Origin of the sequence: Streptomyces filipinensis (assembly GCF_014649495.1) — a bacterium.
Classification (GTDB): Bacteria; Actinomycetota; Actinomycetes; order Streptomycetales; family Streptomycetaceae; genus Streptomyces; species Streptomyces filipinensis.
Genome location: NZ_BMTD01000003.1, coordinates 72,571 through 96,999, shown reverse-complemented (window position 1 = coordinate 96,999; position 24,429 = coordinate 72,571). Strand labels below are relative to the sequence as shown.

The following is a 24,429-nucleotide window of genomic DNA, read 5'->3' as shown; positions in this document are numbered from 1 at the left end:
CCTCGTGTCCGCCTCGTAGGAAGTTCCCGCGCCGACGCGTAACGTGAAGCACCATGAAGATCCTCATCAGTGCCGACATGGAGGGGGCCACGGGCGTCACCTGGCCGGCCGACGTGCTGCCGGGGACGCCGCAGTGGGAGCGGTGCCGGTCGATGTTCACCTCGGACGTGAACGCCGCCGCGCAGGGATTCTTCGACGGCGGCGCCGATCAGGTGGTCGTCAACGAGGCCCACTGGACCATGCGCAATCTGCTGCTGGAGCGGCTGGACGAGCGGGTCGAGATGCTCACCGGACGCCACAAGGCGCTGTCCATGGTGGAGGGCGTGCAGCACGGCGACGTGGACGGCATCGCGCTGGTCGGCTACCACGCGGGCGCCGGCATGGAGGGCGTGCTCGCCCACACCTACCTCGCCAACCAGATCACCGGGGTGTGGCTGAACGACGTCCGCGCCAGCGAGGGCCTGCTCAACGCGCACGTCGTCGCGGAGTACGGCGTCCCCGTCGTCCTCGTCACCGGCGACGACGTGGCCTGCGAGGACGCGCTCGGCTACGCGCCGGAAGCCCTGAAGGTCGCCGTCAAGGACCATGTGTCGCGGTACGCGGCGGTGTGCCGGACCCCCGCGCGTACCGCCGCCGACATCCGCGCCGCCGCCAAGGAGGCCGCACGGCTGGCGGTGCGGCACGCGCCCGTGGAGGCCGGGCCCTTCACCGTCGCCGTGGAGTTCGACGCGGAGCATCTGGCGCAGGCCGCGACCGTCGTGCCCGGGGTCACCCGGATCGGGGAGCGGAAGGTGGCGTACACCAGCGCCACCATGTACGAGGGGATCAGGACGTTCAAGGCGGTCACCACGATCGTCTCCGCCGCCGTGGAGGAGCAGTATGGCTGACCAGCAGGCCGATGAGCTGGCCCTGGCCGAGGTCGTGGAGTTCACCTCCGGCCTGATCCGCATCGACACCACCAACCGCGGCGGCGGGGACTGCCGGGAGCGGCCCGCCGCCGAGTACGCGGCCGAGCGGCTTGCCGGTGCGGGCGTGGAGCCACTGCTGCTGGAGCGCACACCGGGCCGTACCAACGTCGTCGCCCGCATCGAGGGCACCGACCCGTCGGCCGACGCGCTGCTGGTCCACGGTCATCTCGACGTGGTGCCCGCCGAGGCCGCCGACTGGAGCGTCGACCCGTTCTCCGGCGAGATCCGCGACGGGGTGGTGTGGGGGCGGGGCGCCGTCGACATGAAGAACATGGACGCGATGATCCTCGCGGTCGTCCGCGGCTGGGCCCGCGCGGGCGTACGGCCGCGCCGGGACCTCGTCATCGCGTTCACCGCCGACGAGGAGGCCAGCGCCGAGGACGGCTCCGGCTTCCTCGCCGACGAGCATCCCGAGCTGTTCGAGGGCTGCACCGAGGGCATCGGCGAGTCGGGAGCGTTCACCTTCCACGACGGTGCCGGCCGGCAGATCTATCCGATCGCGGCGGGGGAGCGGGGCACCGCCTGGCTGAAGCTCACCGCGCGCGGCCGGGCCGGGCACGGCTCGAAGGTGAACAGGGAGAACGCGGTGACCCGGCTCGCCGCCGCCGTCACCCGGATCGGCGCGTACGAGTGGCCGCCGCGGCTGACCCCGACCGTCCGGGCCGCGCTCGCCCAACTCGCCGCCCTGTACGGCGTCGAGCCCGACTTCACGGACGTGGACCGGCTGCTGGAGAAGCTCGGCCCGGCGGCCGAGCTGGTGGAGGCGACCGTCCGCAACAGCGCCAACCCGACCATGCTGGACGCCGGTTACAAGCTGAACGTGATTCCCGGCGAGGCGGTGGCCTATGTGGACGGCCGCTATCTGGCGGGCGCCGAGGAGGAGTTCACCGCCACCCTCGACCGATTGACCGGCCCCGACGTGAGCTGGGAGTTCGCTCACCGTGAGGTGGCCCTGCAGGCACCGGTGGACTCGCCGACGTTCGCGCGGATGCGGGCCGCCGTCGCCCACTTCGCGCCCGACGGCCATGTGGTGCCGTACTGCATGTCGGGCGGCACGGACGCCAAGCAGTTCTCCCGGCTCGGCATCACCGGCTATGGTTTCGCCCCGCTGAAGCTGCCTGAAGGCCTCGACTACCAGGCGCTGTTCCACGGTGTGGACGAGCGTGTGCCCGTCGAGGCGCTGCACTTCGGCGTCCGGGTGCTCGACCGCTTCCTGCGGACGGTCTAGGGGATGGGGGACGCGGTGCGGACGTCGCCGTACGGATCATGGCCGTCGCCGGTCGACGCGGCGCTGGCCGCCGCGCACGACGGACAGCCGGAGTGGGTGGGCTTCGTCGGGGACGAGGTGTGGTGGACCGAGCCCCGGCCGGCGGAGGGCGGCCGCCGGGCGCTGGTGCGGCGCACGGCCGAGGGCACGGAGCAGGCCGTGCTGCCCGCACCGTGGAACGTGCGCAACCGGGTCATGGAGTACGGCGGCCGGCCCTGGACCGGGGCGGTGCGCGACGGCGGAGCACTCCTCGTGTTCACGCACTTCGCCGACCAGCGGCTGTACCGGTACGAGCCCGGCGGCGAGCCGCGCCCGCTGACCCCGCTCTCCCCGGTCGGCGCCGGACTGCGCTGGGCCGACCCCCACCTGGACCTCGCGCGCGGCGAGGTGTGGTGCGTGCTGGAGGAGTTCACCGGGGACGGCCCCTCGGACGTACGGCGGGTCCTGGCGGCCGTACCGCTGGACGGCTCCGCCGCCGAGGACCGCTCCGCCGTGCGGGAACTGACCGACGGCCGCCACCGGTTCGTCACCGGCCCCCGTGTCTCCCCCGACGGCCGCCGGGCGGCCTGGCTCGGCTGGGACCATCCGCGCATGCCGTGGGACGGCACGGAACTGCTCGTCGGCGAGATCGCTGCCGAGGGCACCCTGCATACCGTCCACACGGTCGCCGGCGGGCCCGAGGAAGCGATCGCGCAGGCCGAATGGTCCACGGACAACCGTCTTCTGTATGCGAGCGACCGCAGCGGCTGGTGGAACCTGTACCGGGACGGCACCCCGCTGTGCGAGCGCGAGGAGGAGTTCGCCGGACCGCTGTGGAAGCCGGGCCTGCGCTGGTTCGCGCCGCTGGACAACGGCCTGGTCGCGGTCGTCCACGGTCGAGGGTCGACCGTACTCGGGATATTGGATACAGAAACCAGCGAGATCGTCGACGCCGCCGGACCGTGGACCGAGTTCGGCGCCACCCTCGCCGTCCACGGCGGGCGGGTCGTCGCCGTGGGCGCCAGCCCGCGCACCGGGTACGAAGTGGTCGAGCTGGACATCGCCACCGGCCGGGCCCGTGCCATCGGCGCCCGGCACCGGGACGCCGTCGACCCCGCCTACTACCCCGAGCCGCGCATCCGCACCTTCACCGGACCGGACGGCCGCGAGGTGCACGCCCACGTCTACCCGCCGCACCACCCCGAACGGACCGCGCCCGACGGCGAAGCGCCCCCGTACGTCATCTGGGCGCACGGCGGCCCGACCGGCCGGGCGCCGCTCGTGCTGGACCTGGCCGTCGCCTACTTCACCTCCCGGGGCATCGGGGTCGCCGAGGTGAACTACGGCGGCTCCACCGGCTACGGCCGGGCCTACCGCGAGCGGCTGCGCGAGCAGTGGGGCGTGGTCGACGTGGAGGACTGCGCGGCCGTCGCCCGCGCCCTCGCCGAGGAGGGCACCGCCGACCCGGCCCGGCTCGCGATCCGCGGCGGCAGCGCCGGAGGCTGGACCACCGCCGCCTCCCTGACCACGACCGACGTCTACGCCTGCGGCACCATCGTCTACCCGATCCTCGACCTGGCCACCTGGGGCCCCGGCGAGACCCACGACTTCGAGTCCCGCTACCTGGAGTCGCTGATCGGACCGCTCGCCGAGGTGCCGGCCCGGTACGCCGAGCGGTCGCCGACCGCGCACGCCGACCGGCTCACCGTGCCGTTCCTGCTGCTCCAGGGACTGGACGACGTGATCTGCCCGCCCGCCCAGTGCGAGCGCTTCCTCGCCCGGATCGCGGGCCGGGGCCTGCCGCACGCTTTTATCACCTTCGAGGGGGAAGGACACGGGTTCCGGCGGGCCGATACGATGATCCGCGCCCTGGAGGCCGAAATCTCCCTGTACGCCCAGGTGTTCGGGCTGGACGTGCCCGGGGTCCCGAGACTGGAGCTGCGCACGTGAAGGAACTGACGAGGCCGAGGCGGCTGGCTCCGGGCGCCCGGGTGGCCGTCGTCGCCACCAGCGGGGTGGTGCCCGAGGAGCGGCTCCAGGCGGGGCTCGACGTGCTGCGCGGCTGGGACCTCGACCCGGTGGTCGGGCCGCACGTCCTGGACCGGCACGCCGAGTTCGGCTATCTGGCCGGCACGGACGCCGACCGCGCCGCGGATCTGCAGAACGCCTGGTGCGACCCGGCCGTCGACGCGGTGCTGTGCGCCCGCGGCGGGTACGGGGCGCAGCGCATGGTCGACCTGCTGGACTGGGACGCCCTGCGGGCCGCCGGGCCGAAGGTCTTCGTCGGCTTCAGCGACGTCACCGTCCTGCACGAGGCCTTCGCCACCCGCCTCGGGCTCGCCACGTTGCACGGGCCGGTGGCCGCCGGCGTCGACTTCATCAAGAACGACCGGACCCAGGAGCATCTGCGGGCCACGCTCTTCGCCCCCGAGACCGTCCGCACCCTCGCCTCCGGCGGCACGGCCCTGGTGCCCGGCCGGGCCCGCGGGGTCACCCTGGGCGGCTGCCTGTGCCTGCTCGCCGCGGAACTGGGCACCCCGCACGCGCGTCCCTCCGCGGCCGGCGGGCTGCTGTGCCTGGAGGACGTGGGCGAGGAGACGTACCGGCTGGACCGCTATCTCACCCAGCTGCTGCGCGCCGGCTGGCTGGAGCAGGTGCGTGGCGTCCTGCTCGGATCCTGGCGGAACTGCTCCCGCTACGAGCGGATACGGCCGTTGCTGGCCGACCGGCTCGGCGCGCTCGGTGTGCCGGTGGTGGAGGAGTTCGGCTTCGGCCACTGCGCGGGCGCGCTGACGATACCCTTCGGCGTCGCGGCCGAACTCGACGCTGACAACGCCACGTTGACGCTCGACGAGCCCGCGCTGCGCTGACCGCGTCCACTGAATCCCCGTCAAGAAACCATGTGCGCGTCGATTGACCCGCGCCTGACACGTGTCACAGCATGCTCCTCGGCCAGACCCGCTGGCCGGTATCCGTGTGCCTCAGTGTGGAGGACCCCGTGCCCCGACGTGTGCCCCGACCGGTGCGCCGCCGCGCGTCCCGATCCCGTGCCGCCCTAGGACAAAAGGCCCTCGCCGCGCTCCTCGGCGCGGCCCTCGCCGCCCCCCTCGCGCTCACCGCCGGACCGGCCCGCGCGAGCGGCCGGTACACCGTCACCCCGCTGAAGTTCACCGTCCGGGCGGGCGGGCGCAGCTGTGCGGTCGACGCCGACCTGTACCGCCCCGCCGGGGTCGACCACGCCCACCCCGCACCCGCCGTCCTCGGCACCAACGGCTTCGGCGGCAGCAAGTCGGACGGTTCCACCGACGCCATCGGCAAGATCTTCGCCGAACGCGGTTACGTCGCCCTCGTCTACTCCGGCCTCGGCTTCGGCCAGAGCGGCTGCCTGATCTCCATGGACGATCCCGGCATCGACGGCAGGGCCGCCTCCCGGCTGGTCGACTTCCTCGGCGGCAAGCGTGCCGCCGACGACGGGACCCGCGCCGACTTCGTCACCCTGGACGCCCCCGGCGACCCCCGCGTCGGCATGATCGGCGGCTCCTACGGCGGCGCGATCCAGCTGGCCACCGCCTCCGCCGACCACCGCCTCGACGCCCTCGCCCCGCTCATCACGTGGAACGACCTCGCCTACGCGCTGGACCCGAACAACGCCGTCGGCGCCCCCCAGGTGCCCGGCGCGTTCAAATGGCAGTGGACCAACGGCTTCTACCTGGCCGGCGAGGGCCAGCCGCTGACCGTCCCCGGCCTCGATCCCTCCCGGATCAATTCGCTGGCCTGTCTGCACTTCGTCTCCGCGGTCTGCGACACCGTACGCACGCTCAACTCCGGCAGCTACCCGGCCGATCGCACCGCACGGCTGCTCGCCTACGCCCGCAGCGTCTCCCCGGCGACCTACCTCCGCGGCGTCCGGGCGCCCACGCTGCTCGTCCAGGGGCAGGCCGACAGCCTGTTCAACCTCAACGAGGCGACCGCCAGTTACCGCACGCTCAGGGCCCAGGGCACCCCGACCGCGCTCGTCTGGCAGTCCTGGGGCCACAGCGGCGGCATGACCGACCCCGCGCCCGGCGAACTCAACATGACCCAGGGCACTCTGGAGGCCAGCTACGTCGGCCGGCGCATCCTCGCCTGGTTCGACCACTACCTGAAGCAGGACCGCAGCGCCGGCACCGGTCCCGCCTTCGCCTACTACCGGGACTGGATCACCGACCCCGCCCACACCTACGCCACCGCCGACGGGGTCCCCGCCCTCAGCCGTACCCTCTACCTCTCCGGGGACGGCAAGCTCGTCGGCGACCGCGCCGAGGTGGCCCCCGGCAGCCGCGGCTACACCAACCAGGCCGTCCCCACGAGCCATTCCGAAAGCTCCCTGACCGGATCCGTCGGCCTGCCCGACCCGGCGCCGTACGACACCGAGGGCACCTACCTCGCCTGGACCGGCGCGGCGCTCACCCGGGACCTCGACGTCGCCGGCGCCCCGCAGGCCACCCTCAGGGTCGTCTCCCCGGCGGCCGAGCGCACCCAGGACTCCGGCGACGCCGCCGACCGGCTGGTGCTGTTCGCCAAGTTGTACGACGTCGCGCCCGACGGCACCCAGACGCTGGTCCACCGGCTGGTCGCACCGGTCCGGGTGCCCGACGTGACCAAGAGTTTCACCGTCACCCTGCCGGGCATCGTGCACCGGTACGCGGCCGGGCACCGGCTGCGGTTCGTGATCGCGGCGAGCGACGACGCCTACTTCGGCAACCGGGGGATCAAGCCGGTGACCGTCGTCAGCGCACCCGGGGACACCGGGGTGCTGCGACTGCCGGTCGTCGGCGGGTGAGCGGCCCGGGACGCGATATCCGGCGGCGGGGCGGGCGGGGACGCCGTACGCTGGCCCGATGCCGCACACCGCACCCCACTACCTCGCCGAGGGCGCCCGCGTGGCGATCCGTCACTTCACCCCCGAGGACGGCCCCGAGTTCACCGCGCGGGCCCGCGAGAGCAAGGACCTGCACCGGCCCTGGCTGTTCCCGCCGGACACCGACGAGGGCTACGCCGTCTACGCCGGCCGGCTGATCGAGGACCCGGCCAAGGCCGGGTTCCTCGTGTGTGAGAAGGACAGCGGGGGCATCGCCGGCTTCATCAACATCAACAACATCGTGCGCGGCGGCTTCCAGTGCGGCGCCCTCGGCTACGGGGCCTTCGCGCACGCCGCCGGGCGCGGCCTGATGCGCGAGGGCCTCGACCTGGTCATCGGGTACGCCTTCGGGCCGCTGGGGCTGCACCGGCTGGAGATCAACGCCCAGCCGGAGAACACCGCCTCCGTCGCGCTCGCCCGGGGCGCCGGGTTCCGGCGCGAGGGCTTCTCACCGAACATGATCTACATCGACGGTGCCTGGCGCGATCACGAACGCTGGGCGCTCACCGCCGAGATGCGGTCCGCAGGCTGAGCGCCGCGGGCGCCTTTGCGCAATCCTGACCAGCAGCTCCCCTGGCCGAGTGCCGCGCCGCCGGGTTGCATGGCCATCGTGACGAGGATCCGACGTGAGGTACTGACGCTGCCCGCCGCGCGGTTGGGCCCGGACAACCCGCTGCCCCCGCTGCGCCCCCTCGACGAGACGCACCGCACCGACGACCGCGACCGGGACGGCATGCCCGGGGACATGGCCCGCCGGCTCGGCCACGAGCCGCTGCACAGCCTGCTCCCCGTCCGCGTCCGCGACGGCTACGACAGAACCCGCGAACCCCGCGCCCTGGACGCCCTGGTGATCGAGAACGACCGGCTGCGCGCCACCGTCCTGCCCGGCCTCGGCGGCCGCGTCGTCTCCCTGCTCCACCTGCCCACCGGACGCGAACTCCTCTACCGCAACCCGGTGTTCCAGCCCGCCGGCTTCGCCCTCAACGGCGCCTGGTACTCCGGCGGCATCGAATGGAACATCGGCGCCACCGGCCACACCACGCTCGCCTGCGCGCCCCTGCACGCCGCCCGCGTCCCCGCCCCTGACGGGGGAGAGATGCTGCGCCTGTGGGAGTGGGAACGCCTGCGCGACCTGCCCTTCCAGGTCGACCTGTGGCTGCCCGACGGCTCCGACTTCCTCTACGCCGGCGTCCGCGTCCGCAACCCGCACGAGCGGCCGGTGCCCACCTGCTGGTGGTCCAACACCGCGGTGCCGGAGGAGGTCCGGGTCCTCGCCCCCGCCGACGAGGCCTGGCAGTTCGGCCACGAGCGCCGCCTGCGCAAGGTGCCCGTCCCGACGCACGACGGCATCGACCGCAGCCGCCCCCTCAACAGCCCTTACGCCGCCGACTACTTCTACGACGTGCCGGACGGCCGCCGCCGCTGGATCGCCGCGCTGGACGCCGACGGGCACGGGCTCGTCCAGACCTCCACCGACCTGCTGCGCGGCCGCAAGCTCTTCGTGTGGGGCAACCGGCCCGGCGGACGGCGCTGGCAGGAGTGGCTGACCGCACCCGGCACCGGCGGCTACTGCGAGATCCAGGCCGGCCTCGCCCGCACCCAGCTGGAACACGTCCGGCTGGAGGCCGGGAGCGAGCTCTCCTGGCTGGAGGCGTACGGCCCGCTCGACGCACCCCCCGACGGCGCGTGGACACAGGCCGTCCGACGGGCCGGGGAACGGCTGGAGTCGGTGCTGCCCCGCGCCCGCGTCGAGGCGGCGTACGCGGCCTGGAAACCGTACGCCGACACCGAACCCGGCGAGACGCTGGCCACCGGATCCGGCTGGGGCGCGCTCGAAGTGCTGCGCACCGACTGGAAGCTGCCCGGCACCCCGTTCCCCGCGTCCACCCTGGGCGCACCCCAGGCACCCTGGCGGGAACTGCTGCGCACCGGTTCCCTGCCCGAGCCGCGCCGGGTACGGCCGCCCGGCGAGACGCTCGTCGCCCCCCACTGGCGGGACATGCTGGAGACCGCGCCCGCCACCCCGCACACCGAGTACCACCTCGGCGTCGCCCAGTGGCACGCCGGCGACCGCGCCCAGGCGGTCCGCAGCTGGGAGCGCGCCCTCCTCCTCGCCCCGTCCCTGTGGCCGTCGCTGCGCTGCCTGGCCGTCGCCGACCAGGAGTCCGGCCACCACGAGCGGGCCGCCGAACGTTACGCCGACGCCTTCGACGACCTGTGTCGCGAGCGGCGCGACGACGGCGAGGCATGGACCGCCGCCGTCGCCGCGCTCGGCCGGGAAGCGCTCGGGGCGCTGCTCCGGGCGCGGCGGACGGCCGACGCCCGCGCCGTCTGGGACCGGCTGCTGCCCGCCGTCCGCAGGCGCGGCCGGTTCCGCCTGCTGGAGGCCGAGCTGCTCCTCGCCGAGGGACGGCGTGAGGAGGCACGGGCCGTCTTCGACGCGGGCTTCGAGGTCGCCGACCTGCGGGAGGGCGAGGAGGCGATCGGCCGGCTGTGGGCCCGGCTCACCGACGAGCCGCTGCCCGCCCGCCACGACTTCCGGACGCGGCCCGAGACGGCCTGACCGGCTCAGCCGTGCTGGTCGACGTACTCGAACACCGACCCGTCCGGATGCATCGCGATCAGATTCCGGCCCACCGGCGTCGGCACCGGCCCCGCGATCACATGGGCGCCGAGGTCGGTCAGCAGCCGGTGGGCCTCGTCCACGTCCTTGACGGCGATGGTCGCCACGACCTTGCGCAGGATCTCCAGTTCCGCCTCGGGTCCGCTCATCAGCAGGAAGGAACCGATCGCGGCCACCTGCACCCCACCGCGCTCGAAGCGCAGGGCCGTGCCGCCCGCCAGCCGCTCGTAGAAGGGGACCGCGGTTTCGAGGTCGTCGACGCAGATGCGCAGCGAGGCGCCCAGAATCTCCATGCGCCCGAGCCTAGTTGGGGCGGCCGGGGCCGTGCAGGGCGCTCGCGTTACCCGCCGTGCCCGCCGGGTACCCGCGGGGTATGGACCGTTCGGATCACCTGGAACACCTGGACAAGCACCTTGTCGAAGAGCTGGCGCAGGTGGCACGCGAGACGGTGCGCGACGAGCTGCGCGAGCAGAGCCGCAAGCAGCGCCGCACCGCCTTGCTGTACGCGGCCTCCGGCGCCGCAGCGCTGTACGCGGGCGCCGCCGTGGCCCTGGCCGCCGGCCTCGCGCTGGCGATCGGCCTGCCCGGCTGGGCCGCCGCCCTGATCACGGCGGCGATCCTGGGCGCGGTGGCCTACGCCCTGCGCGGCGCGGCCCACCCGAAGCACAGCCACCCGTCGGCTCCCGCCCACGTCATCGGCGGCACCGCCCCGGGCGCCCCGCCGAGCGGCCTGGGCATGCCGTACCCGCCGATGCCGGCGGAACCCCCGGACACCGGTCACCACAGGGCCTGAGGACCGGAGTACGTCCGAGGCGGGCTGAGGAGCAGCGGTGAGGAGCAGGGGCGAGGCAGCGGCGGAAGCGCAACCGAACCACCCCCGCTCCTCACCCGTGCGCTCCTCACCCCTGCCTCACCGTGCCTCACCGGCCGAGCCGGGGCAGCACCTTCGTGCGGTAGAAGTCGAAGAACCCCTTCTGATCCGCGCCGATCTGGTTCACGTAGACCCGGTCGAACCCGGCGTCGGCGAAGGCCCGCAGCGAGGACACATGCTGGTCCGGGTCGTCCCCGCACACCACCTTCTCGCGCACCATGTCCTCGGTGACCAGCTCGTGCAACTGCTCGAAGTGCCGCGGCGAGGGCAGCACCTGCCCCATCTCCCCGGGCAGCAGCTCGTTGTACCAGAGCGAGTGGACCGTGCGGACGCACTCCTCGCGGTCGGTGCCGTAACAGACCTTCGTCCCGCCGCTGACCGGCTTCGCCCCGCCCCCGCCCTTGCGGAACTGCGTGACCGCCTCCTCCTCGGGCATCATCGTGATGTAGCCGTCGCCCACCCGGGCGGCCAGCGCCGTCGCCTTCGGCCCGAAGCCGGAGATGTCGATCGGGACGGGCTCGTCGGGCACGGTGTACAGGCGCGCGTTCTCCACGGTGTAGTGCGTCCCGTGGTGGTTGACCTCCTCCCCGGTGAACAGCCGGCGCATCACCTGGATCGCCTCCTCCAGCATCTCCAGGCGGATGTGCAGCGGGGGCCAGCGGTCGCCGAGGATGTGCTCGTTGAGCGCCTCACCCGTGCCGACGCCGAGCCGGAACCGGCCCTCGCTCATCACCGCGCTCGTCGCCGCGGCCTGCGCCGTCACCGCCGGGTGCATCCGCACGGTCGGGCAGGTCACCGCCGTCTCGACCGGCAGCGACACCGCCTCCGACAGGGCACCGATCACCGACCAGACGAAGGCGCTCTGCCCCTGCGCGTCGTTCCACGGGTGGAAGTGGTCGGAGATCCACAGCGCCTGGAAGCCGGCCTGCTCGGCCATCCGGGCCTGCTCGACGAGTGCGGCGGGGTCATGCTCCTCGCTCGCCAGGAAATAGCCGTACTCGGGCATGGGACACAACCTCCGTGTGGGCGCGGCCGGTCGCCGTGTGATTCCGGCCCGGGCCCGGGTAACCGGGGCCCCCGGTGCGAAACACGGGCGGTGCCGCGTTCGGGTGCCGTGACCGGCGTACGGGTGACCCGCCGGGCGTTTGGGTGCCCCTGCCCCGGTTACGCGGAAAGCCTCGGACGAGCCACACCGCCGGAGGCGCACCGTGAGCCGACCTCACATCGTGATCGTCGGCGCCGGGTTCGCCGGGTACCGGGCTGCCCGCACACTGGCCCGCCTCACCCGGAACCGGGCCGACATCACACTGCTGAACCCGACCGACTACTTCCTGTACCTGCCGCTGCTGCCCCAGGTCGCCGCCGGCGTCCTGGAGGCCCGCAGGGTCACCGTGTCGCTGCCGGGCACCCTGCACGGGGTGCGGCTGGTGCTCGGCGAGGCGGGCGGCGTCGACCTGGACGGGCGCACCGTCCACTACACCGACCCCGAGGGCGGTGCGGGCACCCTCGGCTACGACCGGCTGGTGCTGTGCGTGGGCAGCGTCAACAAGCTGCTGCCCGTCCCCGGGGTCGCCGAGCACGCGCACGGGTTCCGCGGGCTGCCGGAGGCGCTGTACCTGCGCGACCACGTGACCCGGCAGGTGGAGCTCGCGGCCGCGGAGGACGACGTGGAGGCCCGCGCCGCCCGGTGCACCTTCGTGGTGGTCGGCGCCGGATACACCGGCACCGAGGTGGCCGCCCACATGCAGCTGCTCACCGACGGGCTGGCGCGCCGCAGCCCGCTGCCCGGCGTGCGGCCCCGCTGGCTGCTGCTGGACGTGGCGGAGCGCGTGCTGCCGGAGATGGACCGGCGGCTGTCCCGCACCGCCGACCGGGTGCTGCGGGCGCGGGGGGTGCACGTGCGGATGGGTACGTCGGTGAAGGAGGCCACCCGTGACGGGGTGCTGCTCACCGACGGGGAGTTCGTGCCGTCCCGGACCCTGGTGTGGTGCGTGGGCGTCCGCCCGGATCCGCTGGTGGAAGCCCTGGGGCAGCCGCTGGAACGGGGCCGCCTGATCGTCGACCCGCATCTGCGGGTGCCCGGCCGGCCCGAGGTGTCCGGCTGCGGGGACGCGGCCGCCGTACCCGACCTGGAGCGCCCGGGCGAGTTCACGCCGATGACGGCCCAGCACGCGTGGCGGCAGGGGCGGGTGGCCGGCGAGAACGTGGCCGCCTCGCTCGGGCTCGGTCGGCGCCGGCGGCCCTATCGCCACCGCGACCTGGGTTTCGCGGTCGACCTCGGCGGGGCACGGGCCGCCGCGAACCCGTTCGGCATCCCGCTCTCCGGCCCGGCGGCCGGCGTGGTCACCCGCGGCTACCACCTGGCCGCGCTGCCCGGCAACCGCGTCCGGGTGGCCGCCGACTGGCTGCTGGACGCGGTACTTCCGCGCCAGGGCGTCCAGTTGGGCCTCGTACGCTCCTGGTCGGTCCCCCTGGACACGGCCTCCCCGGAACTGGCCCGCGTCCCGGGCGGACCTGCACGGTCCGGCGCGGACGAGGGGGCTGGGCCGGGCACCCCCGACCGCCCGGACAGACCCCAGGCCACAACCGCCCACGAACCCTCCGGCGAACAGGGAGATCACCCTGCCCCGGGCCCGGTGAGGCGTACGGATCCACCGGACCGCGGCGTTTCGGGCCCGGTGAGGCGTACCGATCCGCCGGACCATCCCGCCCCGGGTCCGGTCAGGCGTGCGGACCGACCGGACCACCCCGCCCCTGGCCCGGTCAGGCGCACCGATCCTCCGGGGCCCGCCGCTTCGTGATGGTGCGGGCCGCGGGCCCTGCCCGGCCCCCGGGTCCGGGCCGTGACCCCCTCGACTCTGTGCAAGGAGACTCATGAACACCGCCGAACTCGCCGAACTGGGACAGCAGTTGCGCGTGGACAGCGTGCGGGCGTCCGCCGCCGCGGGATCCGGGCACCCCACCTCCTCGATGTCCGCAGCCGACCTGATGGCCGTCCTCCTCGCCCACCACCTGCGCTACGACTTCGAACGCCCCGAGCACCCCGCCAACGACCGTTTCGTGCTGTCCAAGGGACACGCGTCACCCCTGCTGTACGCCGCGTACAAGGCGGCCGGGGCCGTCGAGGACGGCGAGCTGCTCACCTTCCGCAAGATCGGCAGCCGGCTCGAAGGACACCCGACGCCCCGACGGCTGCCCTGGGTGGAGACGGCCACCGGATCCCTCGGCCAGGGCCTGCCGGTCGGCGTCGGCATCGCCCTCGCCGGAAAGCGGCTGGAGCGCACCGGCTACCGGGTGTGGGTGCTGTGCGGAGACAGCGAGCTGGCGGAGGGCTCGGTGTGGGAGGCCGCCGAACACGCCGGGTACGAGCACCTCGACAACCTGATCACGATCGTCGACGTCAACCGGCTCGGGCAGCGCGGTCCGACCCGGCACGGCCACGACCTGGACGCCTACGCCCGCCGGTTCCAGGCCTTCGGCTGGCACACCATCGAGATCGACGGCCATGACGTCGACAAGATCGACCGGGCCTACGGTGAGGCGCTGTCCACGGCCGGGCAGCCCGTGGCGATCCTCGCCCGCACCCTCAAGGGCAAGGGCGTCGCCGCCGTCGAGGACATGGAGGGCCACCACGGCAAGCCGCTGCCGGACGCCGAGGGGGCCGTCGCCGAACTCGGCGGGCCGCGCGAGGTGCCCGTCCGGGTCAGCGAGCCGCCGGCCGCCGCCGCGCTGCGGGACGTGACCACCGAGGTGCTCCAGCTCCCGCGCTACGACGAGGGCGACCAGGTCGCGACCCGGGACGCCTTCGGCGCGGCCCTCGCCGCGCTCGGCACCGCCCGCGGCGACGTCGTCGCCCTGGACGGCGAGGTCGGCGACTCCACCCGCACCGAGGAGTTCGCCAAGGCCCATCCCGAGCGGTTCTTCGAGTGCTACATCGCCGAGCAGCAGCTGGTCGCCGCGGCCGTCGGCATGGCCACGCGGGGCTGGCTGCCGTACGCCTCGACGTTCGCCGCCTTCCTCACCCGCGCCTACGACTTCGTGCGGATGGCGTCGATCAGCGGTGCCGGCGTCAACCTGGTCGGCTCGCACGCCGGTGTCGCGATCGGCCAGGACGGGCCCTCCCAGATGGGCCTGGAGGACCTCGCGATGTTCCGTGCCGTGCACGGCTCGACGGTGCTGTACCCGTGCGACGCCAACCAGACCGCCCGGCTGGTCGCGGCCATGGCCGGCCTCGACGGCATCCGCTATCTGCGCACCTCCCGCGGCAAGACACCGGTGATCTACGGCCCCGGGGAGGAGTTCCCGGTGGGCGGCAGCAAGACGCTCGTCAGCAGCGAGGAGGACCGGCTGACGGTCGTCGCGGCCGGGGTCACCGTGCCCGAGGCGCTGGCCGCGGCCGACCGGCTCGCCGAGGACGGCATCCTGGTGCGGGTGATCGACCTGTACTCGGTCAAGCCCGTCGACGTGGACACGCTGCGCCGGGCCGCCGAGGAGACCGGCTGTCTGCTGACCGTGGAGGACCACCACGCCGAGGGCGGCCTCGGCGACGCCGTCGCGGAGGCCTTCGGCGACGGCCGGCCCGTACCCCGGCTGGTCCGGCTCGCGGTGCGGACCATGCCGGGTTCGGCGGCGCCCGACGAGCAGCTGCACGCGGCCGGCATCGACGCCGTGGGCATCGCTGCCGCCGCCAAGCTGCTGGTGGAGGAGGCGGTCGTGCGATGAGCGCCGCCGACGCGCGGACCCTGCGGGCGGGCCGCCGTTCGGTCGCGATCCAGCGGCCCGGGAAGGTGCTCTTCCCGGGCGGCGGGGGCGCGAAGGAGTACACCAAGGGCGACCTCGCCGACTACTACCGGAGCATCGCCCCCTGCCTCCTGCCGCACCTGCGGGGCCGTCCGCTGATGCTGGAGCGCTACCCGGACGGCATCGACGGGCAGCGGTTCATGCAGAAGAACACCCCGGAGCACTATCCGGACTGGATCGAGCGGGTCGAGGTCGCCAAGGAGGGCGGCACGGTCACCCATGTGGTCTGCGGCGACACCGCCACCCTGCTCTACCTGGCCGACCAGGCCTGTCTCACCCTGCACCGCTGGCTCTCGCGCACCGACCGGGCCGGTGGCGCCGACCACCCCGACCGGCTGGTCTTCGACCTGGACCCCGCCGGGGACGACTTCGCCCGGGTCCGGGAGGCGGCCGGATGGCTGCGGGAGCTGCTGGACGAGCTGGAACTGCCCGCCGCGCCCATGACCACCGGCTCGCGCGGACTCCATCTCGTCGTCCCCCTGAACGGCCGCCACGACTTCGACGAGGTGCGCCGGTTCGCCCATGACGTCGCCGAGGCGGCCGTTTCCCGGCATCCCGGCCGGCTCACCACCGCCGCCCGCAAACAGGACCGCGGCGACCGGCTCTACCTCGACGTGCAGCGCAACGCCTACGCCCAGACCGCCGTCGCCCCCCTACACGGTCCGGGCCCGCCCCGGCGCCCCCGTCGCCGTCCCCCTCGCCTGGGAGCAGCTGGACGACCCCGGGCTCGACGCCCGCCGCTGGACCATCGCCGACGCCGCCGACCAGGCCCGTACCGACCCCTGGGCGAGCGTGCCGCAGCGGGGGCGCGCCCTGGGCCCGGCCCGGCGGCGCCTCGCGGACATCCGCTCCTGAAAGGTTTGGCCAGGGGATGAGAGGCCACCCGCAGAGGGAGGTGGCCATGTCGAACACAAACCACACATCCAAGTCACAGAGTTCACGGGAACCCCAAAACTCACAGGAGCCACAGAACGACACGCGGAACGACACGCGGAGTGACACGCAGAACAAGGCGCGGGAGCGACGGCCGGCCCCGATGGAGGTGCTGCGCCAGGCCCGTTCCCAGCTCGCCGAACTCACCGGGCTCGCCCCCGAGTCGGTGACCTCCTTCGAGCAGACCGAGGACGGATGGGTGCTGGAGGTGGAGGTCCTCGAACTCGCGAGGGTGCCGGACACGATGAGCCTGATGGCGGGCTACCAGGTCGACATCGACCAGGACGGGCAGCTCACCGGCTACCGGCGCGTTCGCCGCTACGAACGCGGACGGGCCGACGCGCGCCGAACCGGCGGCCGGTAGGCCGCCCCACCGCCTGCCGCGTCCGCGCAGCCACCCTGGCACCGACTACTCAAGAGGAGGAATGGCCGGCATGACCGTAGTCCCGGCACAGCAGACCGGAGGCGGAGGTGGCAGCAGCGGCCTCTACGACGTACTCGAACTGGTCCTGGACAGGGGACTGGTGATCGACGCCTTCGTGCGGGTCTCCCTGGTCGGCATCGAGATCCTGAAGATCGACGTACGGGTCGTGGTGGCCAGCGTCGACACCTACCTGCGGTTCGCCGAGGCGTGCAACCGCCTCGACCTGGAGGCGGGGCCCCGCAAGAGCCCCGGGCTGCCCGACCTGGTCGGCGAGATCACCGAGTCCGGTGCTCGCGGCAAGTCCAAGGGCGCCTTGTCCGGAGCCGCGGAGACCATCTCCGACGCGTTCAAGCAGGCCCGCGAGGAGGGCGGCGAGGCCCGGCCCCGCCCCCGTAAGTCCACGGCCCGCCGGAAGGAGGAGCAGGAGTGAGCACCTATGTCTACGGGATCACCGGCCGTTCGCACGCCGCCCTCCCGGAGGGCATGACCGGCGTGGGCGAGCCGGCCCGGCCGGTGCGGGTCCTCATCTCCGGCGAGCTGGCCGCCGTGGTCAGCGACGCCCCGGAGGGGCTGCGGGCCAAGCGCCGGGACCTGCTCGCGCACCAGAACGTGCTCGCCGAGACCGGCGCCGGCGGCTGTGTGCTGCCCATGCGGTTCGGGAACGTGGCCCCCGACGACGACACGGTCGTCCAGGTGCTCGACGAGCGCGCCGAGCACTACCTGGAGCGGCTGAAGGCCCTGGACGGCAGGGTCGAGTACAACGTCAAGGCCAGCCACGTCGAAGATGCCGTGCTGCATCGGGTGATGGCCGAGCACGCCGAGATCCGCAGCCTCGCCGAGGCCAACCGGCGTGCCGGCGGCGGCGGTTACGACGACAAGCTGCGCCTCGGTGAGATGGTCGCGGCCGCGGTCAAGGCCAAGGAGGCCGAGGACGCCGCCGAGGTGCAGGCCGAGCTGGAGCCGGCCGCCGCCGCGGTCAGCGCCGGCCCGCAGTCCACGGGCTGGCTGCTCAACGTCTCCTTCCTGGTGGCCCGGGACGCGGCGGAGGAGTTCCTGGCCGCCGTCGAGCGGGTCCGCGCCGCCCGCCCCCATCTGGAGCTGCGCGTCAACGGCCCGCTGCCGCCGTACAGCTTCGTCGAGCCAGGCCCCGCCCAGCCGGCGGCCGGCGCCGCGGGCGCCGACCAGGACACCGGGGCGTAGGTGACGGCCAGGACACCGGGGCGTAGGTGACGGGGCGGGCCCGGGACGGAAGGGAGGAGTCCATGGGACTGATCAAGGAGGTGCTGCTGCTGCCGTTCGCACCGGTGCGCGGCAGCGGCTGGGCGATCGGCCAGGTGCTCCGCGAGGCGGAACGGATCTACTACGACCCCGCCACCGTACGGGCCGAGCTCGCCCGACTCGAAGAGCAGCTGGAGGCGGGTGAGATCACCGAGGAGGAGTTCGACCGGCAGGAGGACGAGCTGCTCGACCGGCTGGAGATCGCCCTGCGCTCCGGCGACACCACTGGCGACGGGACGCGATGATGAACCGCACGGCAATGGGCCTCGCCATAGGGGCCGGATACCTGCTGGGACGCACGAAGAAACTGAAAATGGCACTCGCGGTCGGCTCCCTGGTCGCGGGCAAGAAGCTGAACCTCGGCCCCGGGGCGCTCGCGGACCTGGCGCGGCAGCAGCTGCGCGACAATCCGCAGTTCAAGGAGATCGGCGATCAGCTGCGCGAGGACCTGCGGGGCGTCGGCAAGGCCGCGTCCGGGGCCATGGTCGAACGGCAGATGGGCGCGCTCGCCGACCGGCTGCACGACCGTACCGCCCAGGTGCGCGACCAGCTGTCCGGGGCCCTGCCCGAGGCCGGCTCCGACGAGGAGCAGGAGGACGGCGACCGCGAGGCCCGCGAGGACGGCGACCGTGAGGCGCGCGAGGACGGTGACCGTGAGGCGCGCGAGGGCGGTGACCGTGAGGCGCGCGAGGACGGTGACCGCGAGGCGCGCGAGGACGGTGACCGCGAGGCCGGGCAGGAGAAGCCGGCCGGCAAGACGGCGGCCGGCAAGGCGCCGTCGAAGAAGGCCTCCGCCAGGGAGGCCGCGACGAGGAAGACGGCCCCCGCGAAGAAGGCGGCGGCCCGCAAGACCGGTGCTGCCCGCAAGACCGGTGCTGCCCGCAAGACGACCGGCCGGAAGACGGCCGGTGCCCGGCAGTCCAAGGGCGGTGACGACCGATGACCGAGACCCTCGGGTCGGCCACGTCCACGGCCGGCAAGGCCACGGGCGCGGCCAAGGACAACCCGCTCACCGACCTCGCCCACAGCGAGGCCGCCGACCGGCTCAAGGCCGAGGCCCAGGAATACCTGTCCGCCCAGGCCCAGCGGCTGCTCACCGGCCTCGGCCGCAAGCTGGGCGAGACCACCCTCAAGCTCAACGACATCGCCGAGGGCAACAGCCCCGGTTTCGCCAAGCTGGCACTCGACGGCGGCCGCAAGCTCGCCGAGGGCAAGGGCCCGCTGCGCTCCGCTCTGGAACTCGGCGCGTCCCGTGTCAAGGAGAACGTGATGGACGCGGTCAAGAACCTCGGGGGCGGGAAGAAGAAGGGCGGGGGCGGCAACAAGCCCACCGTCATCATCGAGTCCATCGACGTCGGCGTGCCGGTGCGCACCGCCTACGACCAATGGACCCAATACCATGACTTCTCCACCTTCGCCAAGGGCGTCAAGAGCGCGAACCGCGCCGACGACACCCATTCCGACTGGCAGGCCAAGATCTTCTGGTCCAGCCGGAGCTGGAAGGCGCACACCACCGAGCAGTTCCCCGACCAGCGCATCCAGTGGACGTCGCAGGGTGCCAAGGGCAGCACCAAGGGCGTCGTCACCTTCCACCCGCTCGGCGAGAACCTCACCCGGATCCTGCTGGTCATCGAGTACTACCCGAGCGGTTTGTTCGAGAAGACCGGCAATCTGTGGCGCGCGCAGGGCCGCCGGGTCAGGCTGGACCTGAAGAACTTCGCCCGTTTCATCACCCTGAAGGGAGAGGCGGAGGACGGCTGGCGCGGCGAGATCCGCGACGGCGAGGTGGTCCGCAGCCACGAGGACGCGGTGGCGGAGGAGGAGGAGTCCGAGGAGCCGCGCGGCGAGGACGAGGAAGAGGACGAGGACCGGGAGGACCAGGAAGGACCCGAGGAGGAGGCCGAGGAGGACGAGGAGGGCGAGGAGTACGAGGGCCGGGACGAGCCGGAGGAGTACGAGGACGAGGAGGAGCCCGACGAGGAGGGCGAGGAGTACGAGGACGAGCAGGAAGGGCCGGACGAGGAGGGAGCCGGGGAAGAGGACGAGTACGCCGATGAGGAGGAAGAAGAGCCCGAGTACGCCGGGCGCGGGAGCCGTCGATGACGACGCCCAGCCGGTTCCCCGAGCCGTACGGTCACAGCAGCGGAGCCAATCTCGCCGACATCCTGGAGCGTGTGCTCGACAAGGGTGTGGTGATCGCGGGAGACATCCGGATCAACCTCCTCGACATCGAACTGCTGACCGTCAAGCTGCGGCTCATCGTCGCCTCGGTCGACAAGGCCAAGGAGATGGGCATCGACTGGTGGGAGACGGACCCGGCGCTCTCCTCCCGGGCCCGCCGTGACGAGCTGACCCGGGAGAACGCCGAGCTCAGAGAACGCCTGGCCCGGCTGGAGGAGCTGGAGCCGGGCCATGTGCCGAAGGAGGCCCCATGACAGGACTGCGCTACGTCTACGCCGTCTGCCGCCCTTTCGGGACGCCCCTGCAGTCCCAGCTCACAGGCATCGGGGGCGCTCCGCCGGGGCTGCTGCACCATCACGGCCTGGTCGCGGTCGTCAGTCAGGTCCCGGAGGCCGACTTCGGTGAGGAGGCCCTCAAGGCCCACCTGGAGGACCTGGACTGGCTGGCCGCGACCGCCCGCGCCCACCAGGGCGTGATCGACGCGCTCACCACGGTCACCACCCCGCTGCCGCTGCGGCTCGGGACCGTCTTCCGGGACTGCAGCGGGGTGCGCTCCATGATCGAGGCCCGCGAGGACGACTTCCGGCGCACCCTCGAACGGCTGGAGGGGCGGGTGGAGTGGGGCGTGAAGGTCTACCTGGACCCCGAGCCCCCCGAGCCCGCGGCCGCCGTCGCCGCGCGGCCCGGGAGCGGCCGGGACTATCTGCGCCGGCGGCGCGAGAGCACCCATGCCCAGGAGGACAGGTGGCAGCGCGCCGAGGCGTTCGCCGGGTCGCTGCACGAGCGCCTGTGCCGATACGCCGAGGATTCCCGACTGCACCCTCCGCAGAATTCCACGCTTTCCACGACGCCCGGCCAGAACGTCCTCAACGCGGCTTATCTGGTGCCCCGTAAGCATTCCGAGGAATTCGTGGAAACGGTGGACCGGACAAAGGGTGAGGCACCCGGAATCCGGGTGGAACTCACCGGGCCGTGGGCCGCCTATTCGTTCACGGGGGAGGGTCAGTCGTGACCGTCGTGGAGCGGCGCGAGATCGCCCTCGTCGACCTGCTCGACCGGCTGCTGGCCGGCGGAGTCGTCATCACCGGCGACATCACCCTCAGGATCGCGGACGTCGACCTCGTCCGCATCGATCTGAACGCCCTGATCAGCTCGGTGAACGAGTCGGTCCCCTCGCCCTTCGAGCTGCTTCCCCCGCCCTGCGGGCCAGGGAAGGCCGTGTCGCCCTGCGAGCCCGAGGAGGCCCTGTGACCCCGCGCAACCGACTCGACCTGGAACCCGACACGGTCGAGCGGGACTTGGTGAAACTGGTGCTCACCGTCGTGGAACTGCTGCGCCAGCTCATGGAGCGGCAGGCCGTGCGCCGCTTCGACACCGGTGAGCTGAGCGAGGAGCAGGAGGAGCGGATCGGGCTCACCCTGATGCTCCTGGAGGACCGGATGGCCGAGCTGCGCGAGCGCTACGGGCTGCGGCCCGAGGACCTGAACCTGGACCTCGGGCCGCTCGGGCCGCTGCTTCCGCGCGACTGACCTCACGTCACCACCGATACCAGCGGCCCCTGCCGCCGCCGTCGGTCGTGCTGCGGACCAGGAAACCCAGCAGCCATATGACGAGCACCGCCAGGGCAATCCACCAGAGAATCTTCACCGCGAATCCGGCCCCGAAAAGAATCAGCGCCAGAAGCAGTACCAGCAGGATGGGAACCATAGTGTGAACCTCCTGCGGTCCGGGTTTCCCGAATTTCATGAATCAGACTTCTTTACGGCACAGAATCTCCCCGTGCAGGACCGCGAACCAGCCGTCCTCCCGCCTGCCCCACGCACGCCAGGCCTCGGACACCGCCCGTAGCTGCTCCGGCGTCGCGTGACCCCCCTCGGTGGCCCGGTCCGCGTAGGCGGAGGCCAGGGTGCGGTCCGCCCACAGGCCGCTCCACCAGGCCCGCTCCGCGGGCGTGGCGAACGTCCAGGTGCTGGAGGTGGCGGTGACGTCCCGCAGTCCGGCGGCCAGCGCCCAGGCCTTCAGCCGGCGTCCGGCGTCGGGCTCGCCGCCGTTGGCGCGGGCCACCCGCCCGTACAGGTCCAGCCAGTCCTCCAGTCCCGGCACCGCGGGATACCAGGTCATGGCCGCGTAGTCCGCGTCGCGCACGGCGATGAACCCGCCCGGCCGCGTCACCCGGTGCATCTCGCGCAGTGCCTGCACCGGGTCGCCCACGTGCTGGAGCACCTGGTGGGCGTGGACCACGCAGAAGGTGTCGTCCGGATGGTCCAGGGCGTGCACGTCGGCGACCGCGAAGTCCACGTTGGCCAGGCCGCGCGCGGCGGCGGTGGCCCGGGCCTGTTCCAGGACGCCCGGCGCGTGGTCGACGCCGGTGACATGGCCGTCGGGGACCCGTTCCGCCAGATCGGCGGTGATGGTCCCGGGGCCGCAGCCGATGTCCAGGATCCTCATGTGGGGCTTCAGGGAGCCGAGCAGGTAGGCCGCGGAGTTCTCGGCGGTGCGCCAGGTGTGCGAACGCAGCACCGACTCGTGGTGCCCGTGCGTGTAGACGGCGGTCTCCTGCGCTTTCGGCATGACTGTTCCCCTTCACCCTCGTCGCCGGTCACGGCGGGTCAGTAGGCCTCACCGTACGCGCCCGTGCCGAATGATGAGATGCGCGTTTCGCCATGTGGGCTGACAGGGTGTCAGGTGGTGCGTCAGATCCCGGGGCGCAGGGGGCGGTAGACCGTCAGGGCCTCGGGCAGCTTCCGCAGGGTCACCTCGCCCGACACCGCCGTCACCTCGCCGTCGTAGGCCAGCGGGGTGCCCGGCGCGATCCCGGTGAGCCGGAGCCGGTTCACCTGCACCGCCGCATGGGCCGGGGAACGGGTCAGCGGGCCCGCCGCGGCGGCGGCCAGCAACCGCAGCGCCGGCCGCCGGCCGCCGTGCACCACCCGCACGTCCAGCAGCCCGTCCGCGAGATCGGTGCGCCGGCCGGGCGCCAACCCCATGCGGTGGTAGACACCGTTGCCGACGAACAGCAGCCACAGCGGACGCCGTTGCCCGGCCAGCTCCACCTCCAGCGGATGCCGGTCCGCGCGCAGCACCCGCAGCGCGCCCAGCAGCCCGGCCGGCCAGCCGCCGATGCGGTGCGACCAGCGGTCCCGCTCGCGCACCAGCTCCGGGTAGACCCCCAGGCTCAGCGTGTTCAGGAACAGCCCCCCGCCGTCGCCGGTGTCGTACCGGGCCGCGTCCACCCGTACCGCCTCGCCGTGCCGGACCGCACGCACCAGATCACGTTCGTCCTCCACGCCCAAGTCGTAGGCGAAGTGGTTCAGGGTGCCGCCGGGCAGCACCGCGAGCGGCAGGCCGTGCCGCAGGGCGATCCCGGCGGCGGTGTTCACCGTGCCGTCACCGCCGCACACGCCCAGCACCCGGGCCCGGGCCGCCGCCTTCGCCAGCGCGTCACCGACCTCCTCCGGCGCGCACTCGACGACCTCCGCCTTCGGCAGCGCGCCCTGCAGCGCCCGGACCCGGTCGGCGGTGCCCGAGGCCCGGTTGGCGACCATCACCAGACCCTCGCCCTCCGGCAGCGCGGGTGCCTCGGCACGCGGCCGGGCCTGGCGCCGCACCTGGGCGCGGGTCGGGACCAGCCGCCGCACCAGGAAGGCCGCCCCCGCGCCGAACGCCGCCCCGGCCAGTACGTCACTCGGGAAGTGCACACCCGTGTACACCCGCGAGGCCGCCACCGAGAACGCCACCGGCGCCACCACCGCGCCCCAGGCCGGGGACTCCAGCGCGACCCCGGTCGCGAAGGCGGCGGCCGACGCGGCATGCCCGGACGGGAAGGACGTGGTGATCGGCTGCCGCGTCAGCTGCCGTACCAGCGGCACCGGGTCCAGCACCGGCCGGGCCCGGCGCACCGAGCGCTTGCCGATCGTGTTGATGGTCAGCGACGCCACGCCGAGCGAGGCCAGACCCCGCAGGGCCGCCCGGCGGGCCCTCGGGGTGCGGGTCGCGGCCATCGCGGCGGCCGTCGCGAACCACAGCACCCCGTGGTTCGCGCCGCGGCTGAGCCGGGGAAGCACCCGCTCGGCGCCCGGCCAGTGCCAGGCGGCGGCCGCCTCGAACAGCCGGCCGTCCAGATCGAGCAGCCGGCACAGCGGGCCGCGGACTTTCGGGGTGGTCGTCCGGTCAGTCAGGTCCAGGTCTGCGCTCATGGGGTGCGG

General features: G+C 73.3%; 24 protein-coding genes and 2 pseudogenes. 21 read left to right on the top strand and 5 right to left on the bottom strand.

Annotated features, from left to right (window positions below; translation table 11 throughout):
• Positions 1-53: 53 nt before the first annotated feature.
• The 7 genes from IE244_RS08985 (at position 54) to IE244_RS08955 (ending at position 9,677) form a co-directional block, all read left to right on the top strand.
• Positions 54-887, top strand: coding sequence for a M55 family metallopeptidase (locus IE244_RS08985; RefSeq protein WP_031168195.1), 834 nt, complete (start codon positions 54-56; stop codon positions 885-887).
• Positions 880-2,196, top strand: coding sequence for a M20/M25/M40 family metallo-hydrolase (locus IE244_RS08980; protein ID WP_191872293.1), 1,317 nt, complete (start codon positions 880-882; stop codon positions 2,194-2,196). Before IE244_RS08985 ends, IE244_RS08980 begins: the two co-directional genes overlap by 8 nt.
• A gap of 3 nt (positions 2,197-2,199) precedes the next feature.
• A complete protein-coding gene (locus IE244_RS08975) occupies positions 2,200-4,164 on the top strand; it encodes a prolyl oligopeptidase family serine peptidase (protein ID WP_191872291.1) in 1,965 nt (654 codons plus the stop codon).
• Positions 4,161-5,084 (top strand): S66 peptidase family protein, encoded by a 924-nt coding sequence (locus tag IE244_RS08970; RefSeq protein ID WP_191872289.1) that lies wholly within the window; start codon positions 4,161-4,163, stop codon positions 5,082-5,084. Before IE244_RS08975 ends, IE244_RS08970 begins: the two co-directional genes overlap by 4 nt.
• A 71-nt stretch (positions 5,085-5,155) precedes the next feature.
• Positions 5,156-7,036 carry a CocE/NonD family hydrolase gene (locus IE244_RS08965; protein ID WP_191872287.1) on the top strand — a complete coding sequence of 627 codons (1,881 nt, stop codon included), beginning with the start codon at positions 5,156-5,158 and terminating at the stop codon, positions 7,034-7,036.
• Positions 7,037-7,094: 58 nt separating this feature from the next.
• The gene (locus IE244_RS08960) at positions 7,095-7,646 is read left to right on the top strand and encodes a GNAT family N-acetyltransferase (protein WP_191872285.1); all 552 of its coding nucleotides are present in this window, start codon (positions 7,095-7,097) and stop codon (positions 7,644-7,646) included.
• A gap of 69 nt (positions 7,647-7,715) precedes the next feature.
• Positions 7,716-9,677: a DUF5107 domain-containing protein gene (locus IE244_RS08955; RefSeq protein WP_191872282.1), complete on the top strand. Its 1,962-nt coding sequence runs from the start codon at positions 7,716-7,718 to the stop codon at positions 9,675-9,677.
• A gap of 5 nt (positions 9,678-9,682) precedes the next feature.
• Here the strand turns inward: IE244_RS08955 and IE244_RS08950 are convergent, their stop codons facing one another.
• Entirely contained in the window at positions 9,683-10,030 is a 348-nt protein-coding gene (locus tag IE244_RS08950) for a VOC family protein (protein ID WP_031168183.1), read from the bottom strand.
• A gap of 80 nt (positions 10,031-10,110) precedes the next feature.
• On the opposite strand from IE244_RS08950, the gene IE244_RS08945 reads away from it, so the two are divergent.
• A complete protein-coding gene (locus IE244_RS08945) occupies positions 10,111-10,530 on the top strand; it encodes a phage holin family protein (RefSeq protein WP_191872280.1) in 420 nt (139 codons plus the stop codon).
• A gap of 127 nt (positions 10,531-10,657) precedes the next feature.
• Here IE244_RS08945 and IE244_RS08940 read toward each other — a convergent pair whose 3' ends face one another.
• Positions 10,658-11,614: an LLM class F420-dependent oxidoreductase gene (locus IE244_RS08940; protein ID WP_191872278.1), complete on the bottom strand. Its 957-nt coding sequence runs from the start codon at positions 11,612-11,614 to the stop codon at positions 10,658-10,660.
• A 202-nt stretch (positions 11,615-11,816) separates the two neighbouring features.
• Here IE244_RS08940 and IE244_RS08935 point away from each other — a divergent pair, with 202 nt between their 5' ends.
• The 13 genes and pseudogenes from IE244_RS08935 to IE244_RS08875 all read left to right on the top strand — a co-directional run bounded on the left by IE244_RS08935 (position 11,817) and on the right by IE244_RS08875 (position 21,753).
• Complete coding sequence (locus IE244_RS08935; RefSeq protein ID WP_191872276.1) at positions 11,817-13,409, top strand: NAD(P)/FAD-dependent oxidoreductase; 1,593 nt, start codon at positions 11,817-11,819, stop codon at positions 13,407-13,409.
• Positions 13,410-13,482: 73 nt separating this feature from the next.
• Positions 13,483-15,330, top strand: coding sequence for a transketolase (locus IE244_RS08930; protein WP_191872274.1), 1,848 nt, complete (start codon positions 13,483-13,485; stop codon positions 15,328-15,330).
• Positions 15,327-16,263: pseudogene (ligD, locus tag IE244_RS08925) on the top strand (non-homologous end-joining DNA ligase). The gene IE244_RS08930 and the pseudogene ligD overlap by 4 nt, the downstream one beginning before the upstream one ends.
• A gap of 46 nt (positions 16,264-16,309) precedes the next feature.
• Entirely contained in the window at positions 16,310-16,705 is a 396-nt protein-coding gene (locus IE244_RS08920) for a gas vesicle protein GvpO (RefSeq protein WP_191872272.1), read from the top strand.
• Between the two features lie 70 nt (positions 16,706-16,775).
• Positions 16,776-17,195, top strand: a complete 420-nt coding sequence (locus IE244_RS08915; RefSeq protein WP_031168168.1) for a gas vesicle structural protein GvpA — start codon at positions 16,776-16,778, stop codon at positions 17,193-17,195.
• Complete coding sequence (locus tag IE244_RS08910; protein WP_191872270.1) at positions 17,192-17,965, top strand: GvpL/GvpF family gas vesicle protein; 774 nt, start codon at positions 17,192-17,194, stop codon at positions 17,963-17,965. Before IE244_RS08915 ends, IE244_RS08910 begins: the two co-directional genes overlap by 4 nt.
• A gap of 62 nt (positions 17,966-18,027) precedes the next feature.
• A complete protein-coding gene (locus tag IE244_RS08905; protein WP_191872268.1) occupies positions 18,028-18,288 on the top strand; it encodes a gas vesicle protein GvpG in 261 nt (86 codons plus the stop codon).
• Entirely contained in the window at positions 18,288-18,986 is a 699-nt protein-coding gene (locus IE244_RS08900; protein ID WP_191872266.1) for a DNA primase, read from the top strand. The genes IE244_RS08905 and IE244_RS08900 overlap by 1 nt, the downstream gene beginning before the upstream one ends.
• The gene (locus tag IE244_RS08895) at positions 18,983-20,146 is read left to right on the top strand and encodes an SRPBCC family protein (protein ID WP_191872264.1); all 1,164 of its coding nucleotides are present in this window, start codon (positions 18,983-18,985) and stop codon (positions 20,144-20,146) included. Before IE244_RS08900 ends, IE244_RS08895 begins: the two co-directional genes overlap by 4 nt.
• Positions 20,143-20,478 (top strand): gas vesicle protein, encoded by a 336-nt coding sequence (locus IE244_RS08890; protein WP_031168158.1) that lies wholly within the window; start codon positions 20,143-20,145, stop codon positions 20,476-20,478. Before IE244_RS08895 ends, IE244_RS08890 begins: the two co-directional genes overlap by 4 nt.
• Positions 20,475-21,236 carry a GvpL/GvpF family gas vesicle protein gene (locus tag IE244_RS08885; protein WP_191872262.1) on the top strand — a complete coding sequence of 254 codons (762 nt, stop codon included), beginning with the start codon at positions 20,475-20,477 and terminating at the stop codon, positions 21,234-21,236. The genes IE244_RS08890 and IE244_RS08885 overlap by 4 nt, the downstream gene beginning before the upstream one ends.
• A pseudogene (locus IE244_RS08880) lies at positions 21,233-21,406 on the top strand (gas vesicle protein); the annotation flags it as partial. The gene IE244_RS08885 and the pseudogene IE244_RS08880, both read left to right, overlap by 4 nt.
• 65 nt (positions 21,407-21,471) lie before the next feature.
• Positions 21,472-21,753, top strand: coding sequence for a gas vesicle protein K (locus tag IE244_RS08875; protein ID WP_191872259.1), 282 nt, complete (start codon positions 21,472-21,474; stop codon positions 21,751-21,753).
• 7 nt (positions 21,754-21,760) lie between these two features.
• On the opposite strand, the gene IE244_RS08870 is transcribed toward IE244_RS08875, so the two are convergent.
• The 3 genes from IE244_RS08870 to IE244_RS08860 form a co-directional block, all read right to left on the bottom strand.
• The gene (locus IE244_RS08870) at positions 21,761-21,931 is read right to left on the bottom strand and encodes a hypothetical protein (protein ID WP_031168150.1); all 171 of its coding nucleotides are present in this window, start codon (positions 21,929-21,931) and stop codon (positions 21,761-21,763) included.
• A 42-nt stretch (positions 21,932-21,973) separates the two neighbouring features.
• The gene (locus IE244_RS08865; RefSeq protein ID WP_191872258.1) at positions 21,974-22,795 is read right to left on the bottom strand and encodes a class I SAM-dependent methyltransferase; all 822 of its coding nucleotides are present in this window, start codon (positions 22,793-22,795) and stop codon (positions 21,974-21,976) included.
• A gap of 122 nt (positions 22,796-22,917) precedes the next feature.
• The gene (locus tag IE244_RS08860; protein WP_191872257.1) at positions 22,918-24,420 is read right to left on the bottom strand and encodes a bifunctional phosphatase PAP2/diacylglycerol kinase family protein; all 1,503 of its coding nucleotides are present in this window, start codon (positions 24,418-24,420) and stop codon (positions 22,918-22,920) included.
• Positions 24,421-24,429: the final 9 nt, after the last annotated feature.